Origin of the sequence: Microcoleus sp. Pol7_B2 (assembly GCF_036701035.1) — a bacterium.
Classification (GTDB): domain Bacteria; phylum Cyanobacteriota; class Cyanobacteriia; order Cyanobacteriales; family Microcoleaceae; genus Microcoleus.
Map to the genome: position 1 here is coordinate 65,056 of NZ_JAUBQB010000012.1, position 18,390 is coordinate 83,445.

Annotated in this window: 11 protein-coding genes; 8 read left to right on the forward strand and 3 right to left on the reverse strand. The window is 47.5% G+C overall.

Annotation, left to right across the window (positions count from 1 at the left end; genetic code table 11):
- Nucleotides 1–1,407: calcium-binding protein (locus tag QUA57_RS07335; RefSeq protein WP_333251019.1), on the forward strand; the 1,407-nt coding region annotated here is incomplete at its 5' end.
- 98 nt (nucleotides 1,408–1,505) lie between these two features.
- On the opposite strand, the gene QUA57_RS07340 is transcribed toward QUA57_RS07335, so the two are convergent.
- On the reverse strand, nucleotides 1,506–5,459 hold the full coding sequence (locus QUA57_RS07340; protein WP_333063020.1) for a PAS domain S-box protein: 3,954 nt from the start codon (nucleotides 5,457–5,459) through the stop codon (nucleotides 1,506–1,508).
- Nucleotides 5,460–5,756: 297 nt separating this feature from the next.
- Here QUA57_RS07340 and QUA57_RS07345 point away from each other — a divergent pair, with 297 nt between their 5' ends.
- The 3 genes from QUA57_RS07345 to QUA57_RS07355 all read left to right on the forward strand — a co-directional run bounded on the left by QUA57_RS07345 (nucleotide 5,757) and on the right by QUA57_RS07355 (nucleotide 8,056).
- Nucleotides 5,757–5,969 carry a hypothetical protein gene (locus tag QUA57_RS07345; protein WP_333063022.1) on the forward strand — a complete coding sequence of 71 codons (213 nt, stop codon included), beginning with the start codon at nucleotides 5,757–5,759 and terminating at the stop codon, nucleotides 5,967–5,969.
- Nucleotides 5,970–6,097: 128 nt separating this feature from the next.
- A complete protein-coding gene (locus QUA57_RS07350) occupies nucleotides 6,098–6,688 on the forward strand; it encodes a cytochrome b (RefSeq protein ID WP_333063023.1) in 591 nt (196 codons plus the stop codon).
- Nucleotides 6,689–6,868: 180 nt separating this feature from the next.
- The gene (locus QUA57_RS07355; protein WP_333063025.1) at nucleotides 6,869–8,056 is read left to right on the forward strand and encodes an anion transporter; all 1,188 of its coding nucleotides are present in this window, start codon (nucleotides 6,869–6,871) and stop codon (nucleotides 8,054–8,056) included.
- Nucleotides 8,057–8,113: 57 nt separating this feature from the next.
- On the opposite strand, the gene QUA57_RS07360 is transcribed toward QUA57_RS07355, so the two are convergent.
- On the reverse strand, nucleotides 8,114–11,716 hold the full coding sequence (locus QUA57_RS07360) for an alpha-mannosidase (RefSeq protein ID WP_333063027.1): 3,603 nt from the start codon (nucleotides 11,714–11,716) through the stop codon (nucleotides 8,114–8,116).
- A gap of 182 nt (nucleotides 11,717–11,898) precedes the next feature.
- Between QUA57_RS07360 and QUA57_RS07365 the strand changes: the two genes are divergently transcribed.
- The 4 genes from QUA57_RS07365 to QUA57_RS07380 all read left to right on the forward strand — a co-directional run bounded on the left by QUA57_RS07365 (nucleotide 11,899) and on the right by QUA57_RS07380 (nucleotide 17,758).
- Nucleotides 11,899–13,884, forward strand: a complete 1,986-nt coding sequence (locus QUA57_RS07365; RefSeq protein WP_333063028.1) for a hypothetical protein — start codon at nucleotides 11,899–11,901, stop codon at nucleotides 13,882–13,884.
- 78 nt (nucleotides 13,885–13,962) lie between these two features.
- A complete protein-coding gene (locus QUA57_RS07370) occupies nucleotides 13,963–14,079 on the forward strand; it encodes a photosystem II reaction center protein I (RefSeq protein ID WP_039887172.1) in 117 nt (38 codons plus the stop codon).
- A gap of 301 nt (nucleotides 14,080–14,380) precedes the next feature.
- Nucleotides 14,381–16,912, forward strand: coding sequence for a DUF3769 domain-containing protein (locus QUA57_RS07375; protein ID WP_333063029.1), 2,532 nt, complete (start codon nucleotides 14,381–14,383; stop codon nucleotides 16,910–16,912).
- Between the two features lie 174 nt (nucleotides 16,913–17,086).
- A complete protein-coding gene (locus QUA57_RS07380; RefSeq protein ID WP_333063030.1) occupies nucleotides 17,087–17,758 on the forward strand; it encodes a hypothetical protein in 672 nt (223 codons plus the stop codon).
- Between the two features lie 25 nt (nucleotides 17,759–17,783).
- On the opposite strand, the gene QUA57_RS07385 is transcribed toward QUA57_RS07380, so the two are convergent.
- Complete coding sequence (locus tag QUA57_RS07385) at nucleotides 17,784–18,299, reverse strand: phycobiliprotein lyase (protein WP_333041157.1); 516 nt, start codon at nucleotides 18,297–18,299, stop codon at nucleotides 17,784–17,786.
- Between the last annotated feature and the right edge of the window lie 91 nt (nucleotides 18,300–18,390).

Here is an 18,390-nt window from a genome sequence, read left to right on the forward strand (position 1 = left end):
CCGACTCCGACTCCGACGGAAACGCCGACTCCGACTCCGACGGAAACTCCGACTCCGACTCCGACGGAAACGCCGACTCCGACTCCGACTCCAACGGGAACCCCGACTCCGACTCCAACGGGAACCCCGACTCCGACTCCAACGGGAACCCCGACTCCGACTCCAACGGGAACCCCGACTCCAACGGGAACCCCGACTCCAACGGAAACTCCGACGCCCACTCCAACGGAAACTCCGACTCCAACTGGAACCCCGACTCCGACGGAAACACCTACTCCTACACCATCGGAAACACCTACTCCTACACCATCGGAAACCCCGACTCCCACGCCATCGGAAACCCCGACTCCCACACCATCGGGAACACCTACTCCCACACCATCGGGAACACCTACTCCCACGCCATCGGAAACGCCTACTCCCACGCCATCGGAAACGCCTACTCCCACGCCATCGGAAACGCCTACTCCCACGCCATCGGGAACACCGACTCCCACGCCAATGGAAAGCGATTGCATTTGCGATACTATTCCGCAGCCCAATTTCAACCAACCCAATCCAGTTGACAATACTATCAACAGCAATGGTAGCGGTGAAATTCAGTTAGGCAGCGGGGAAAATGATGCTTTTTACGGCAGTCCAAATCAGAACCTTTTCGATGGGAATTTAGGGGACGATAACCTCTATGGCGGTGAAGGAAACGATATCCTTTACGGGAACCGAGGCAATGATTTTATTGACGGTAACAAGGGGAATGATATCCTTTTGGGAGGCAAGAATAATGACATCATTGTTGGTGGTGAAGGTGAAGATATCATTTTAGGCAATCGTGGTAACGATTCCCTAAATGGCAAAGAAGAAAACGACTTAATTTTTGGCAATGAAGGTGCTGATTTTATCCAGGGCGGTAAAGGTAATGATTCTGCATTTGGCGGCAAAGGTAATGATATTGTGTTCGGTGGCAAAGGCAACGATCTTCTGTACGGCAATTTGGGCAGTGATACTATCTGCGGAGGTGCTGGCAATGATTTCTTAAGTGGGAATCAAAGTAGCGATTTGCTGGATGGCTGCGAGGGAAATGACACTATCTTTGGCGGGGCTGGCAGTGACACTCTCATTGGCGGTTTTGGCGATGATATTTTAATCTCAGGTTTGGGGGATGATAGTCTAATTGGAGGCATAGGGAATGACACGTTTGTGTTAGAAAATAACGGCGAATTTGATGTTATTTCTGATTTCACTAAAGGGCTGGATGTGCTACAATATAAAGGCGAAGCAATTGGGAATTTGGCAATAAGTCAAATTCCCGAAGGCACTTTAATTAGTAAAGCAAGTGGGGAACGGTTGGTTCTGTTGGTAGGGGTGGAAGCTAGTACGATCGCACTTAGCGATATCACTTTACTTTAGTTGTTGGTTATTTGTTGGTTATGAGTTAGGAGAAACAAATTACTCATAACCAACAAATAACAAGTAACCAATAACCAATAACCAATAACAACTAATAATTACTGGCTGATCGCCACTCGATCGCGCCCGCCAGACTTAGCTCGATACAATGCCTTATCCGCAGCTTCAATCAACATTTTCGGGGAATTTTGACTTGGCGAAACTGCCGCAACTCCCAAGCTGAGAGTCACAGAATCACTGACAACAGACTTGATGTGAGGAATTGCCAAGGCTTTGACGCGGCTGCGGATTCCCTCAGCAACAGCCTGTGCAGCGACGACATCTGTATTTGGCAAAATTACCGCAAATTCCTCGCCGCCGTACCTAGCAGCCAAATAAAGGCGTTCTGCGGGTGCGTTTGTGCAAGCATCCCCGATCGCCCGCGCCACTTGCTGCAAACAAGCATCCCCGGCTTGGTGGCCGTAATTGTCGTTGTAAAGTTTAAAACAGTCAATGTCGCACAGAATCAAAGATAGCGGTTCCGAAGAGCTCGACTGCTCCCATTCTCGGTTGATCACCTCGTCAAAACGGCGGCGGTTAGCTAGTTGAGTCAGACTGTCCAAATTCGCCAACCCGTCCAACCGCTGGTTGGCCGCAGCTAGCTGCTGGTAAAGTAAAGATTGTTCGATCGCGATCGCAACTTGAGTACCCAACTGACTAAGCAAATCCACATCAAACTGCTGCCACTGGCGGGGTGCCGAACAGTGGTGGGCAATCAGCAAACCCCACAACTTCGGCACTTGACAAGAACCGTTACCTTCCCTCGGTTCTATTCCCTGCTGGACAATCGGCACCACCAAATTTGCCTTCACCTGACAATTCTCCAAAAAATTAAGGTGACACTCGCTCAAATTAGAAGCATGAATATCCTCTATGGCGCGAATGCGACCCTTTAAATACTGTCCGATGTAAGTAGTGGCAAAACAGCAATCGTCAATTCCCATCCCTTTGAGTGGCATCCATCCTTCTGCAACCGACTCCACCACCACATCTCCGTTCCAGTCTGGTCGGAAGCGGAAAATCAGCACGCGATCGGTTACCAAAAACTCCCGCACTTCCGCTACTGTAGTGTTGAGAATATCTTGGAGATCCAGAGAAGAACGGATTCGCGATTGAATCTGCCCGATCAGGCGTTCCCGTTCTATTTGTTGCCGCAGCGCGACTTGGGCTTGCTTACTTTTAGTAATGTCCCGACCTTCCGGGAGCAACAATACTATTTTGCCAGTTTCATCCGCAACGGGTTTGAGAGAAAAATCAACAGTTGCCGTCTGATTTACACCTTGAACTTCCACTTCATAGCGGACAAATTCACCTCTTGCCGATCGAGAAATCGCCTCTTGCAACTGTTCCTGAACTTCCTCAGAATCTCCCCACCAAGGCAATAGCCAAAACGGTTTATTGGCCACATCCCGTAGCTTAATTCCCGCAAAATCTAGAGAAGTTTGGTTAGCTTCCAGCAGAGTGCCGTCCGGTTTCAATAAGCTCACAAATTGGAAAGAAGAATCAAAAATTGCCCGAAAGCGCCTTTGAGAATCTCCCAACATTGCCGTCACCTTTTCGCGAGATGTAATATCGCGGAAGCGCCACACCCTGCCAATAATATTTTGTCCGACTCGAATCGGCTGCGTGTAGCGCTCAAAAGTGCGACCGTCTTTAAATTCTAGAATATCGCAACCTTCCGACTCCGTATCACTATAAAATTCTTTAACTCTCTGCAAAAAAGCTCTCGGATCTTTAACTTGCTTAGTGAGAAAAGCCAGTCGCACCGTTCTATCCATAGAGTTTCTAACTTCTTCATAGATTCCCCACATTTGAACTAACTTTTCGTTATAACTAATCATTTCTCCGGCGGTAGTAACGGCGAGAATGCCGTCTGCCGTGGCTTCTAAGGTAGCATGCAGCAAAGACCGCGATCGCTCTAATTCGGCTGCGGTCAATTTCCGTTCTGTGAGGTCTCGGACTGCTTTCACCTGTACTAAACGACCTTCCCAAAATACGAATTTGCTGCGAACGTCAGCAGGAAAAGCAGTTCCATCTCGCTTAAGAAAAATCGTTTCACAGACTGTATTGCTGGCAGCAGAAATCATTTGCGGCGCCTGTTTGTAGGATTTCGGCGACAGTAGTTCCAGCAAGCTCATTCCCACCATTTCCGCAGGTTCGTAACCGAAAAGTTGGGCAAAATTACTGCTGACGCTCAAAATTGTGTCGCGGTCAGCCACGGCAACTGCTTCAAAATAAGCTTCGCATTCGAGCAAGCGTGCTGCGGAGTGGCTGCTGCCATTTTCGCCAGAGGAGTAGCTGTTGTTAATTAGCTGTTGCAGTTGCGTATTTGCCGAGTACAAAGCGGTCATGGCTTGCCTGTACATAGCAGTACGTTTCTCGACTTTTTCTGCAAGGCGATCGCGATATTCTCGCAGTTCTCTTTCGACTTTAATTAAATCAGTAATATCTACTGCAAACACGATTACACCAGCGACTTTACCTGTTTCATCGCGGTAAGGTATTTTATCTGTACGCACCCAGCATTTTTGACCAGAAACTGTTGGTAGCAGTTCGACTTGGCCCTGCTTGGGAACGCCAGAATTGATTACTTCCAAATCTTCTAAATAATATTGCTCTGCTTCGTCTGGATAGATTTCATAAAAAGATTTACCTTCTAATTGAGCTGCGGGCAAACCTCTCGATGCAGCGGCGGCTTGATTAATTCGCAGCAGGCGACTTTCGGTATCTTTGAGCCAAATCATCGCCGGCACGGAATCAAAAATTATTTGCTGTTCTTGTTGCTGCAGGCGTAGTTCGGCTTCGGCTTGTTTTCTTTTAATTATTTCTTTTTGCAGTTTTTGGTTAGCTTTTTTGAGTTCAGCAGTACGTCTTTCTACTCTTTCTTCTAGTTGATCGTAGTATTGGGTCAGCAAGTTTTGCTGCTGTTCGTGCCGCATTGCTTCTAATTTTAACTTTTCGCTAGCTGACAAACTTGAGGATACAAAATCTGCTAATATTTGGGTAAATTCGTGTTCTTCTTCCGTCCAATCACCGTCGGCACCCTGGCGTTCGGCGCTGACTATTCCCGCCATTTTACCTGCTAGCACAATCGGTACGTTTAACAGGGAAGTCGTGCCCTGATCGAGCAAATAAAGACCGACAAGTTCTCGCGTTCTGGGGTCATTTTCTGCGGCCACTGTTGCGATCACACTTGCAGATTTTAAAGCTTGAAAATAGGCCGGACAGTCGGCGGCTGTGATGATTATTTGTACAGAATGGAGTTTAGTATTTTGTTCGTAAAGGTCGATGCAGTGAAGCTGCGTTTTGTCTTCGCCATAGAGCCAAATACTGGCTCGATCGCAGTTGATAATACTGACAGCGGTTTCTGTTACTTCGCGGATGAAGTCTTCTATATTGTTGCGTTCTTTAAGTTGACTTTTGGCTAATTTTGCGATCGCCAAAGTTGGACTGCGCCAATTTCCTCTCTGGTTGGGCGGCATGGGTGACTGCGAAGCGGCCTTAATTTCTTCGCAAACTAACAGTACAGCCGGCCGTTGAAAATTGGCAATTGAGCGACCATTGGTATTTTCCTCTATTTTCCAATCAACCGCCGGCATTGGGCGCGCGGTTGCTTTTACCCTAATAATCTTGCCGTCTTTGCAAGTCAAGCAGCCTTCCCAAGAGGCAATTTTTGGAGTGGGCGTACCGTTTTCCGGCTGGGCCAATCCAGCAAATTCTGCCTGCATTTTGCCTTGTTCTTGGCAGTAAAATATGTTAAAAATTGAATGACAAATTAATTCCTGCGATTTGTAGGCGAGGCGAGACGCACCGAATTGATTGAGCGAAAAAACTCTTCCCAAAGCATCTAGAACGAAGTAAATGCCCGGAAAATTCTCGTAGAGAGTTCCATACCAATCTTGTTCGACTTGTTGGCTGCACGAAAGTTTTGCTATCGCGAACTCGCCGTCCGTGTCGAGCAAGTGAGAATAGTTGGTTTCGGGGTTGCTTGAATTACTTTTTTTAGCAAACACTTTTAGCTTAACTCGACTGTAATTAATTTTACTTTCTGGAATTTAACTTTTTTGTGAAACTAAATTAAACCTGTTGTTTGAAAAAAGTTACAAGTTGTAACAAAAATACCACTTGTCCAGCGTGCTGGTTTTCGCTTCCCCATTCAACCACTGTGTTTCTTGGTAGCTGGTACACGGTCTGCAGACGATATTTCCCGCTAGTTGCAATGCCAGGAGGTTTAGCTGCAATTATCCCGTCTGTACTTTTAGCATCCTAGACAATAAAAAAAAACCGACAATCAATGGTTTTAAGTATATATGATAACACTCAAATACCTAGTATTGGGACTGACCTACTTGGGATTCGGTTTGGGATATTTGCCGGGGCTGCGGATGAACCGGGCGGCGGTTGCAATTATCGGGTCAGCTTTTGTGGTGGCTTTGGGGATACTCGACCTGAAAACTGCTTGGGAGGCGATCGACCCCAGTACGATGTTTTATGTTGGGAATGACGATCGTGAATATAGTTAATTTGACTGTTTAATAAATATTTGCAATACTTAAGTTAAGTAAATCTTATAATGCACAATCAACCACGGGCTTTAGTCCTATAGTTTATACTTAATCTTGTGCAGCAAATGCTAAGGAGGTAAGAAAGAGTGAGTACCCTGAAACCCGCTGCGAAACCCAGACTTAATTCTGCGTTCAAACAACTGATGTCCTTACACTGGGTGATGTCAGCTTGCTATTTAGTGCTGTTTATTACCGGTACTTCTATGGCTCGATTGCCAGGAGAATTGTTTATTCGAGGCCCCCTTTACGATTTTCACAAATCCGTAGGAGTGCTGACAATGGCTTTACTGACTTGGCGGATTTTAACTCTGCTGAGGGTATGGTGGAAAAAATATACGAAACGCCTGCCAAAGTTTACAAAGGAATGGTACAAAAATTTTGCTCTGCACACAACTTTGTACGTTTTTATGTGGCTAGTTCCGGTTACTGGTTTCTTGCTTTCTAACTCTTACAAAAGTAACAATGTGAAGTTTTTCGGAATTGTTCTGCCGGATATGTTTCCCCAGAATTCCGCAATGGTTGATCTGGGAAGGAGTTTGCATTTTTGGCTGGCGTACACATTTTTAGCGTTCGCGATTTTGCATATTATAGATCAGAAGAAAGTTGTGAGGGCTAATTGGCGCCGATTGACAAATTTTGTTCGCACTAAGTTCGCAAAGTCCCAAAAGGTTGGATAAATTTGCGATGAGGTACTATATCTCAATTGGTATTGATAAATTTACTGCAAAACTGGCTATTTTCCACGGCGATATTTAGCGCTAGTTGCAATGCCAGCAGGTTTAGCTGCAATTACCCGATCTGTACTTTTAGCATCCCAGACAATGGAAAAAAGCGGCAATCAAGGATTTTAAGTATATATGATAACACTCAAATACCTAGTATTGGGACTGACCTACTTGGGATTCGGTTTGGGATATTTGCCGGGGCTGCAGATGAACCGGGCGGCGGTTGCAATTGTCGGGTCAGGTTTTGCGGTGGCTTTGGGAATACTTAACCTCAAAACTGCTTGGGAGGCGATCGACCCAAATACGATCGTTTTTTTGCTGGGAATGATGGTCGTTAATTCGGCTTTGGGAGCATCGGGTTTTTTTCAACTCGCTTTAGAGTTTTTAACTCGCTTTACTCGTTCTCCTTTCGGCATTATGGTGGCAGTTACTTTTGGCAGCGGCATTTTATCGGCATTTTTTCTCAATGACACTACTGCTATTTTGCTGGCCCCTTTAACGCTGAGTCTGACTCGCTCTTTGTCTCTCAATCCTATCCCTTATCTTTTAGCTTTAGCCGGAGGTACTAATTTAGGTTCAGTGGCGACTGTGAGTGGCAACCCGCAAAATATTCTCGTCGGTTCTTTTTCGGGAATTAGTTATTTGGAATTTGCCCGGTCTCTCGCACCAGTAGCTTTAATTTGTTTGCTGGTTCAAGTAGCTTGGCTGTGGTTGCTTTATCCAGAAGTGCGTTCTTGCAAATCTTTGCCGCAGGTTACTCAAGTCAGGTATCGATTGTTCAAGCCTTTACTAGCAAAAAGTTTGTGGGTGACAGCAGCACTTTTAGTAGCTTTTTTAGCGGGTGCACCTTTAGCAGAATCGGCCTGGATAGCTGCCAGTATATTGTTAATTACTAGGCGCGTCAAGTCCGATCGCATTTTGCAAGGCGTCGATTGGAATTTGCTAGTAATGTTTGCAGGATTGTTTGTGGTGACTAAAGCCACTCAACAACTGGGTTTGTTGGACAATTTAACTAATTTGACTAATACACCGTTGAGTTTGTTGGGAGTTACCGTAATTCTTTCTAATTTAATTTCTAACGTACCGGCGGTGTTAGTTCTGCAATCGGTAATTGTCAAAACAGATACCCAAGCTTGGCTGTTGTTGGCGGCGGGTTCTACTCTGGCGGGGAATTTAACTTTGTTGGGTTCTGTGGCTAATTTGATTGTAGCTGAAGTTGCTGCACGGAAATCAGGCGATCGGCTGACTTTTAAGGAACATTTGCGGTTCGGGCTGCCGCTGACTTTCGTTACTTTGGCAATAGCTTATTTTTGGATATAATTCGCAGAGCGATCGACACTACCCTAAGTTTTAGCATTTAACCTGCCAATAATCCCCTCATCTCTTCGCTTCCCCTTCTTCCTTCGCGCCTTCGCGGTTCGCTACAACTCCAAAACTCGCGATTTTCCAAGGATCTATCTTAAATCCTCGCCCTTCGGGCAGCTTTTCCGACAAATTAGCCGCTCGTTCTAACAAATCTACTGGCTCTACAATCTCTAATCCCAAATCACTATTGAATTTTAATACAGCCTCCTTTCCCTCGGATTCGCAACACCGCAAAATCCACACATTAGAATCGTCTTCCGATTGTTTGAAAGCCATCAAAACTAAATTGTCCGCCCACAAATCCAAGAACTTGCCAACTGCGGGTAAACTGTTGTTTCGATTTTCTCCCAACTCCGGCAACACCTTTACTAGCAGCGGCAAATTCAACTCGTACCCGCGCCGAACTGTGCCTGCATCCTGCCAATTTCCGCTATGCGGATACACTGCACAAGTAAATTCGGAAACTCCTACATCTGCTTGTGCATCCGGCCAAGTCGAACCCCGAAGCAATGTCAGCCGAATGCGATTTGGTTGAAGGTCGCAACCATATTTGCAATCATTGAGCAAACTCACTCCAAAACCGTCATTGCTGATATCAGTCCAGCGCAAAATCGGCACTTCCCATTTGGCTTTTTCGGCGGGTGTTTGCGGCTTGGTTGTGCGTGCGATCGCACCACCGGGAATTTCGCAAGTTGCAAAATCTGCTTCTACATTTAACCCAAAGGCTGCTTTTACTAAAACGTGCTTTTCTTGCCAATCTGCAACTGTCTTGATTTTCAGCAGCGGCGAACCTATTTCTACTATATAATCTTGGCAAAACTCCGATTTGCCAATTTGTCGGACGACGCGCAAACTCTGCCGTATTTCTCCCTGTGCTATCCAGGAAATATCTTTGAGTGTCGGCGCGGGTAGTTGATGTTTTTCATAATTTGGATCGATGTTCCAAGCATCCCAATATTGGCCGCTGTCTTGAAATGCTTGCAGTTGATTCCCACCTGCTGCATTCAGGACTTCTCGGTTATTTATTTTATCCCAAATGCTGGATAAATCCCCGGTTTGTCCGTCTACTGTTGCCCGAATAAATTCATTTTCTAAAACCATTTGTGCGGCTGCCAAAGGCGTTTCTTGACTAAGTGTGTTTTTTTGTGCTATAGCGTATGTAAGTTTTGATAACTCTGTCTTTTTTTCGGTTTCTGGACTCGCGGACGCATTATCCACAGTTTGAGGGTCTTCGCGACACAGCCAAAACATCTGGTAGCCAACGGCAGGGAGATTATTTGCCCAGAATAATAGTTTAGATTGCGATTCGAGTCGATCGCCCCTGACAATCTGCGAAGCCAATCGCCGTCGGGAAAAATCGTAAATTTGCCAAGCTGAATCAGCGGCATCGGGAAGCGGTACGGCGACAACCTCAGAGCGCGACCAATTGAGAGTATTGAAAATCAAAATCGGTTGAGCGTCGGGCTGCGGGGGATTCGGCAGAGAAATTTGAGCCGAGATTGCATCCAAAGATTTTAGCAGGATTTCGCGACAAGTGCGATCGACCTCGGCAAAGGCTAGATTAGCATCCGCATAAACTGGGGCGATCGCAGAACCGGGCAAAATATCGTGAAACTGGTTAAACAAAATTTGTTTCCCAGCAGATTCTAACTCGGATTTCGGATAAACCGCACCAGTACAAATCGTTGCCAGCGAAGACAGCAACTCCGCTTGGTAGAGCAATTCTTCGCAGCGGCGGTTTTGGCGTTTTTGGTCGGCGCGAGTCGTGTAGCAACCCCGGTGAAATTCTAAATAAAGTTCGTCTTTCCAAACAGGGAGAGTGGGGGGAATAGTTTTGAGTTGTGAGATGGAAGGATTTGCATCCGAAATTGCCGACAAGTTTGACAATTCTCGCGCCTGTAAATTCTCCTGGTTGTCCGATTCTGGAACATAGCTTTCGGACTTAGTTGCCGTAACTTCCGGCAAAAACTGACTCTCAATCAAAGACAAATAATCAACCGCTTTCGCAAACTCCAACTTCGGGAAAAAAGGCGACATTTTCCAGCGTTTCGCCACCTCCAACATATCACGAGTCGGGCCACCGCCGTGGTCGCCAACCCCAGGCAACCAAAGACCATCTTGCAAACCAGTTTTAACTTGCCAGTCAAAAGCATAACTTGCCATTTTCACAGATTCTATGCCTTCACCAATTGGAGCAGACATCATGCTAAATATTTTAGTACCGTCCAACCCTTCCCACCAAAACGCACCGTGGGGAAATTCCGTTGTATCGTTCCAACGCAACTTTTGCGTCACAAAATAATCAACTCCACCTTGCCGCAAAATCTGAGGTAATTGCCACCCAAAACCGAAAGTATCCGGTAGCCAAGCTACCCGCATCAATTCTCCAAATTTTTCTTTTGCATAACGCTGTCCGTAAAAAACTTGCCGCACCATTGATTCAGCAGAAATCAAGTTTAAGTCCGGTTCTACCCACATCCCGCCGACAACTTCCCAGCAACCCGCCGCCACCTGTTTTTTAATAGCAGCAAATAAATCCGGCCGATGTTCTTCCATCCAAGCATAAAGTGCGGGAGTTGAATGGCAGAAAATCAAATCGGGAAACTCCGATTGCAATTTCAATACCGACTCAAAAGTTCGCTTTGCTGCTTCCCAAGTTTCCGGGACAGGCCACAGCCAAGCTAAGTCTAAATGAGCGTGACCGACCAAATAGATTTTACCTGTATATATAGATGTCAGCTCGCCGCTTTCTCCTATATATATAGATGTAGCATTGCTATTTTCTCCAAGCTCAAAAACCGCATCTTTTCTTCCTCTCTCTGCGCCCTCTGCGCCCTCTGCGGTTCCCTCATCTAAATCCCCAGAAAAAGCCCGCAGATATCTCAGTAAATTGTGCCGCAAAACAGACAGCGAACGATCGAACTTTTCGCGATCGCCCACCGCCGACCAATCAATCAAATCCATCGCCAAATCAATCTCAGATTTCAGCGTTTCCCCCTTGACAAACAGTGGGCGACTTGCTATTGTTTCAGTGGAGAGGTATTGGCAATTTAAATTTTCTAAATTTCGACTTAGCGAATTTTGCAAAATCTCTAATTCGGCAGCCACAAAACCCGTATCGAAACAAGAAGAATCCGCAGCTTCGTACAAACAAATCGATCGCACTAAAGCACCTTTATCGTGACCCGGACTTACCAACCGCAAAATAACTAAAAATTCATCTCCGGGATTGGCCGACGAACTCAACAAAACTCGATCGGCAAAATCAAATAAATCTCCCTGTCCGACTAACTCGCCGTTGACAAAAATTTGAGCATCTTCTGCCCACCAAGTCAAACCCAGCAGCAACCGCAAACCAACCACAGGATAGCCGTGCAAATTGTCAGGAATTACAAATTGCTGACCCAAATACAAAACTTGCTTCCCAGACGGCCAAGCAATATGTCCTTTGGCGTTAAGTTCGGCAATCGGCTTGTTACAAATATTTACTGAAGAGACAGCAGAGTCAGAATCGCAGAACCTCCAACCAGACTGAACCTCCACTTGACTGAGGCGACGCAACTTTTCGACCGTGGCAGAAATATTGTTGCTAGTAGGTGACACAGAAGCGCTCATATTTCGCTAAAATAGGAATTGTGTATTAATCAAAGATCGGATTGAACCGCGAAGACGTGAAGGACGCGAAGAAATAAAGGTTTCAGAGGGTTTGAAGCTGCGATTATGATCTCGCTTTGATTTTACAGCAATATTCAGCAGTTCCGGTGCGAATCAAAAATCTGAATTCAATAATTAAACTTATGTCCAACGGTTACTACGGCCCATACCAAAGCCGGCTATTAAATTTTATATCGAAACAGTCCCGCCAAGTCGCTGACAATTGCGATCGAACTTGGCGTCAAATTAAAGAAGCAACTCTCACTGCCACCCAAATTCTGCTTTATCCAGCTTATTTGCTGGTGCAAAGTTCCCGACTGCTAGGCCGACAGTTGCGGGAATCAAGTCAAAAAGTAGATTTACCTGAACTGCAAGAATTTGTCGGCGACGAAAATCCCGATGGGCAACAAAATTGGTATCAGGGGGAAACTTCCGACGAAAGTTCGATCGCCGAAATTTTGCACCTCGCCGAAAATTTACTAAACTCGTCGCAAACCGCGAAAACTTTAGCCACCTTCCCGCTGTTAATTAATCAGGGAAATACTGCTAGCGATTTACCTCCGGCAATCAATTTTAGCGGACAAATCACAAAGCATCAAACAACTTCCGTCTTAGAACTCCCGCTTGCTAAAACTGGATTAAAACCGCAACCGAAAGTTGAGGGAATTGCCAGTTTTATACCAGCCCGCACTTTAGTATTGGTCGGAAAAGAAAATCAGGTTTTAGATATTTTGACCCCCGAACAGCAGGAACTGCTCGAAGGTCGCATAACTTGGGAAGTAGCAAACTGCGGGCCCGAACGGCGGGAAATTACCCAAAAAGAATTAAAATTTAATCTCGGTTTGGAGTCGGCGGCCAAAAAAGCGCAGTTGCCGCCGATGCGTCGTTTTTGGGAATTGATGGCATGGCTTCAGACGAGTCCGGTTGCTCTCAAAAGAAATCAGTTTGGAGAATCAATCCTTGCAGTTAAAAAATCGATCGACCGCAATTCAATCCTAGTCCAAAAAGCCCGCGCGCAGATTGAAGCAAAAACCGCACTGCAGTCTATTGCGGCATCGAATTCGATCGACCACAATACCCCAAAACTAGAAACTAATTTTAACAGCAAGTTCGATCGACCCCCTACTCCTCTCTCCTTTGTTACATTACTCGATCGCGCCGCCGTCAACCTCGAAGAATTAACCCTACCGCCAGCGCTAAAAACAACCGCCGCACCAACAGAAATCCCCGGAGTAAAAATTAATACATCTGGCACAGACGCCAATTTAGATTTTTCCGCCCGCGAAATCCTGGAAAAATACGCGCGAAACATCGAAGGAATTATTTGGTCGTCAGTAGACCATCTCCTAGGCAAAGAAACAGCAGCTAGTGATAATACGGAGAAGTCCCTCTCAATTAAGTATTATTTGCAACAGCTCCAAGAAGAAAAAAACACGCAAAAAAGCCTAGAGGTCGATCGACCGTGGCTGAACTGGCAAGACTTATTCGGAGAAGCAGCACCGCAGCATTTAATCGACGGCAGTTCCGAACCAGAGGCAGCAGCTCAAAGCGTGATGGCACAAGCTAGCCCAAAAGTCAAGGGGGAATTTGCAGAAGTAGGAGAATTGCCCGAAGGTCGATCGACCGCACTCTCAATCTCCCCTTACCCCGAAGCACTTCACCGCCTGCTGGGGCAGCTAAAACAGAGCTTGGTGACAAAAAGCTCAAAAAGTCAACCCCAACCAGCATCTGATTTATCTGATTTAGCAGTTACTCAAAAAAATAGCTCTGCACTCGCAGCAGAATCAACCCCAGGGCGCGCGCCGCAAACCCAAGTGCCAAAAAACAAAAACCCGAACACCCGACAAAACAACCAATCCCCAGCAGCAATCACCGCGCAAACCCACAGATACACCCCCGCAACCCCCGCCGCAGCCGAACCCAAAAATCCCAGCTCAGGCGTCCAACCCGAGAGCGAATACTTAGAAACAAAAGCAGAATCGATGGGATACATTAAGCACCCGCTAGAACAAGTGCTCGAATGGCTCGATCGAGTCATGCTGCGGCTAGAAAACATCGCCGAGCAACTATGGAATTGGGCAAAAATCAACTTGCCAAAAATCCTCAAAAGCAAAGATAAAATTGACTAATCTTTAGCTTATGATAAAAAAGTTGCTGCAACAGCAGCAAATCAGCTCAGTATTATGCCATCTTTGGAGACTCCCACAGTGCTAACCCTCAAAATCGTAGTTAATGTAGTTGTTTTATTTTTTGTTTCCCTGTTCATATTTGGATTTTTGTCCAATGACCCAGCCCGGAACCCCAACCGCAGAGACATGGAATAAACAAGTTATCCCGCCCGCTGGCTGGGGGGTACGCCACCGCAGCCCCCCAGCTAGCCCGCAAACCCGCAAAAATTAGTCGAACAAAACTTGACCTCGCACCAGCAGCGAGGTTATCTTGTGGCGAAAGCAAGTTCTCAAATCAGCCATCTTTCGGCGCGCCAAAGCCACTGCAAATTTTAGATGTCAGATTAATGTCTAAACAGTTGCCTTTTAGATGCAAAAATTTTCAATAATTTGCACCCTATAAAATCTAAAATCTAAAATCTAAAATCTAAAATCGGATGACTTACCTGTTATAACTATGCCCTATCCGGTACCGCCGCCAGAACCCCCTGGCATCATCTACATCGCAAAGCCAAAAAAAGTCGCCCTCACTGTCGCGGCAGGCGATGGAGACACCCTCCGCAACCCAGCAGAAATACCGGAACCAAGCCCAGATATCGTTCAGCCAGAACCCACACCGGCCCCAAAAGAACCCGCAGCCACACTCCTCGGCACTACCCCAGCCACCGACCAGCCTCCAGAAATCGCCGACCCCCTAGCGGAAGTGGAAAGTGGCGACGCAGTTCTGGGATTTCAGCGTCGGCCTCCTGTGGGAGAACCCGAAACTGCGGAAACTCCGAAAGATTCCTCGTTTACTGCTTACCAATTGGGTTCGGTAGAAAATGCCATTGCCATTCGGAATCGGGAACGAACCGCAGAGGCGCAGAGAAAACAGGAGAGGAATGTTGTCGGAAAGCAGGAAAGTTGGTATCAGGCCCAAGGTCGGCAGTTAGAAGATAACCCTCCCGAACCTGCGGAGATTCCCGTTCCAGAACCCGCCCCGGAACCAGCACCCAGCGGACAACAGCAGTTCGACATTCCCACACCAGGAACTGCCCCCGCACCCAGAACACCCGCTGCGCCGACACCAAAGCCTAAACCAGCCGCGCCGCCGGGAGTCCGCACCGCGCCTTCTCAGCGGACGGTGCCTTTTCCGGTGACTCCGGCCGATACTATTGAAGTTAAGGCTGACAGCCAAGAATTCGACGACAAGCAGCAAATTGTGACGGCGGTTGGTAATGTCGTTGTGCGGTTCCGGCAAACTGTGATTGATGCCGATCGAGCGATCGTCAACTTAGTCACCCGCCAAGTGGTAGCATCCGGCAATGTCGCCTATACCCGCGGCCAACAAGTAGTGCGCGGCCAGCGGATGGAGTTCAATCTCGGTCTCAACGCCGGCGCAGTCGAACAAGCCAGGGGCGAAATATTCCTGCCCGCAGCAGGTAGCGAATTGACGCCCACACTGCCGACGGATATCAGTGCCGGGACGATTCTCGAACAGCCGCTGAGCGATCGAATTACCAGCCAGCAGCCCCTGCGCGGAGTCAAATCCCCCGGCGCTGCTACAGTGACTCTCGGTGGCGGCGGACAGCTAGCAGCCCCCCAAGTGACCGGCGCCGTCAACCGCGTCCGCTTTGAAGCAGAACGCATCGAACTGCTGCCAGACGGCGCGAGGGTAGCAACCAACATTCGGCTTACTAACGATCCGTTTTCCCCGCCGGAATTTGAATACAGGGCCCGGAGGGCGACGATTAGAAGGATTTCGCCCACGGCAGAGGAATTGGTCACAACTCAACCCCGCTTGGTGTTCGACAACCGGGTGAAAATACCCGTGTATCCCCGCAGGCAAGTGTTTGACAGCCGGCAGCAAAACGGCCCGTGTTTGACCTTTGGCTACGACGGAGGTGAACGCGGCGGTTTGTATGCGGAGTGCGGTTTTGAGGTGTTGCGAAACGGGCCGGTGCGGCTGACCCTGACGCCCCAAATTTACCTTCAGCGGGTCGTGGCAGAGCACGGGGGCAATCCGTTTTCTCCCGATAGCTACGGGCTGAAAGCGAGGTTGGGCGCTAGTCTCGGCCCGCGCACCAGGCTGGACGGATCGGCAATATTTCTGAGTTTGGAAGATTTCCCGAATTTGCCGGAAAACAGCTTTCGGGGCAATTTGCGCCTGCGACAGTTGATCGGCACTCACACTCTGGCAGCAGAATACAGTTATCGCGATCGACTGTTTAACGGTTCTCTGGGCTATCAAACCGTGCAGAGCAGCCTCGGGGCAGTCCTCACTTCCCCAGTCATCCCACTCGGAGGCACTGGCATCAATCTCAGCTACCAAGCTGGGTATCAATTTATCAATGCTGACACCGATCGAGCAGAGTTGCTCGAACCAGTGCGGGAAAACAACCGCGTCGATCTGGGCCGTTCCCAAGTCAGCTTCGCCTTAAGCCGCGGCTTCAACCTGTGGGAGGGCGAACCGCTGCCCCGCACTCCCACCCAGGGTTTGAGGTATACGCGGACGCCGGTGGTTCCTTTCTTGCAACTGGCCTTGGGACTCCGGGGAGTTGGCACTTATTACAGCAGTGGCGACAGACAAAATTCCCTCGCCGGCAGCGTCGGCATTCAAGGGCAGTTCGGTCATTTCTCCCGCCCTTTCCTCGATTACACTGGGTTTAACGTGACTTATACCCAGGTAGGACGGGACGGTATATCGCCGTTTTTATTCGATCGCTTAGTAGATTTGAGAGTCCTGTCTTTTGGGCTTGTCCAGCAAGTTTACGGAGGGTTTCGAGTTGGATTTCAAAGTGCTATTAATTTAGAAAGCGGGGAAACAATCAGTACGAATTACACTTTAGAATACAGTCGCCGCAGTTACGCAATCATTTTGCGTTTTAATCCTGAGCGTCAAGTCGGCAGCCTGACTTTTAGAGTTAGCGACTTCAACTGGAATGGGACTCCCGAACCTTTTTCCGGGGACGCGCGAACTGTAGAAGGAGGCGTGCGTTTATCCGATTAATTCAATGGGCTAATTGGGCATTGGTCATTGGGCGTGGGGAATTGGTAAGGGGGAATTGAGAATAGGTAATAGGTAATGGGGAATTGGTAATTGGGTAATTGGAACCAACAGTCAACAGTCAACAGATAACAGATAACAGTCAACAGATAACAGTCAACAGTCAACAGACAACAAATGACAGAAGTGACGGCAATATCTGCACAAGCAGCGGCTCTGCTGGTTCACTACGGTTTTGACCTAGGTGGCAAAAAAGCCGAGAAATTGGCGGGTGAATGGCTGACCAAGTATCCCGGCTATTGGCTGCGTTTAGCAGTGGTTGAAGCGCTTTATCAAGGGCGCTACAAGGCTGTTTCTGTGGGACAGCTATTGAGTATGTGGCATCGGATAGGTCAACCTCTCTATCATTTCAATCGCGAGTTTGAACGCTTGGTATGCAATAATTTTCCTCAAAATTTAACCGGGGAAAGTGCTGATCAACTGTCACCGGAAGATATACTTTTATCAAACCAGGAATCGGAAGAAACTGCCGCAGAGTTAGAGTGGCGTGGGTCCTCAGAGGCGCAACTTGATGTGGCACTTCATGCACAAGTCCCAAACACAGAGGCAGAGGAAACAGGAAAATTACCCGCAGCGGACGATCACACAAAAGAAAATACAGAATTTGTAGTATATGAAGATGTGGCTGTTACCGCCCTCGCTGATCGAGCCGAAGCTGAGCACAAATTAGCCGACAAACCTGTGGCAAAATCATTCCCAGTTGTCAAACACACAGATTTTCACACCAAGTTAAAAGCCATTGCCAGAGAAGGCCGAAGAAAGAAGGGAGAAAGCAGAAATAGAGTGTAAACTTTGGGAACTAGATAGTTATTTTTCACTTTTCATTTTGGGCACTTACTCCCATCCGAATTTCCGAACAAAAAGATGCTTGTTCGGTACCGTTAGCTTGCTTAACAACGCTAGTCCGCAGCCGCAGGTTGGGCATGAGATACCACAGCCTTTCTTCGGCATGGAGGGTGTCTGATTCTGTAATCAATGTCAGCACGTCGTCGCCCATCACGTACCGGCTGTTACCCTTGTCTTGCAATACTTTGCCTTCGCTGGGATTGTCGGGATTTGGTACGATCGCTAATATTGTAGAACCGATTTGTTTAGCTTTGTCGCGATCGGGAATACCGTCCCAACTAATCCGAACGCTGGTTAGCTTAGTTGAAGCCGGGTTAATCGAGTGTTGTTGGCAAAGTTTGACGACTGCTGCATCGCTAGCTGTCAGTATTTCTATGTTGAGGTCGGATTTACCCGCCTGCAATTCCCCAGAATTGAGATTGTGTACGGTACGCTGAGAAAACCATTTACCCGCACTTAACTCGAAAAACTCGATAACATCCATGAAATTTGTCTCTAAAGTCAATACTGCTTTATTTGCGATCGTGACTTGCGCGCTATGGAGTCAGAAACCCGGTTTCTTTCTACCTACCTAG

Excerpts from the sequence above, each read along its gene's own strand:
- QUA57_RS07345 (WP_333063022.1), top strand. The coding sequence starts at position 5,757 with ATGATAACACTCAAATACCTAGTATTGGGACTGACCTACTTGGGATTC.
- QUA57_RS07355 (WP_333063025.1), top strand. The coding sequence starts at position 6,869 with ATGATAACACTCAAATACCTAGTATTGGGACTGACCTACTTGGGATTC.
- QUA57_RS07360 (WP_333063027.1), bottom strand. The coding sequence starts at position 11,716 with ATGAGCGCTTCTGTGTCACCTACTAGCAACAATATTTCTGCCACGGTC.
- QUA57_RS07365 (WP_333063028.1), top strand. The coding sequence starts at position 11,899 with ATGTCCAACGGTTACTACGGCCCATACCAAAGCCGGCTATTAAATTTT.
- QUA57_RS07375 (WP_333063029.1), top strand. The coding sequence starts at position 14,381 with ATGCCCTATCCGGTACCGCCGCCAGAACCCCCTGGCATCATCTACATC.
- QUA57_RS07380 (WP_333063030.1), top strand. The coding sequence starts at position 17,087 with ATGACAGAAGTGACGGCAATATCTGCACAAGCAGCGGCTCTGCTGGTT.
- QUA57_RS07385 (WP_333041157.1), bottom strand. The coding sequence starts at position 18,299 with ATGGATGTTATCGAGTTTTTCGAGTTAAGTGCGGGTAAATGGTTTTCT.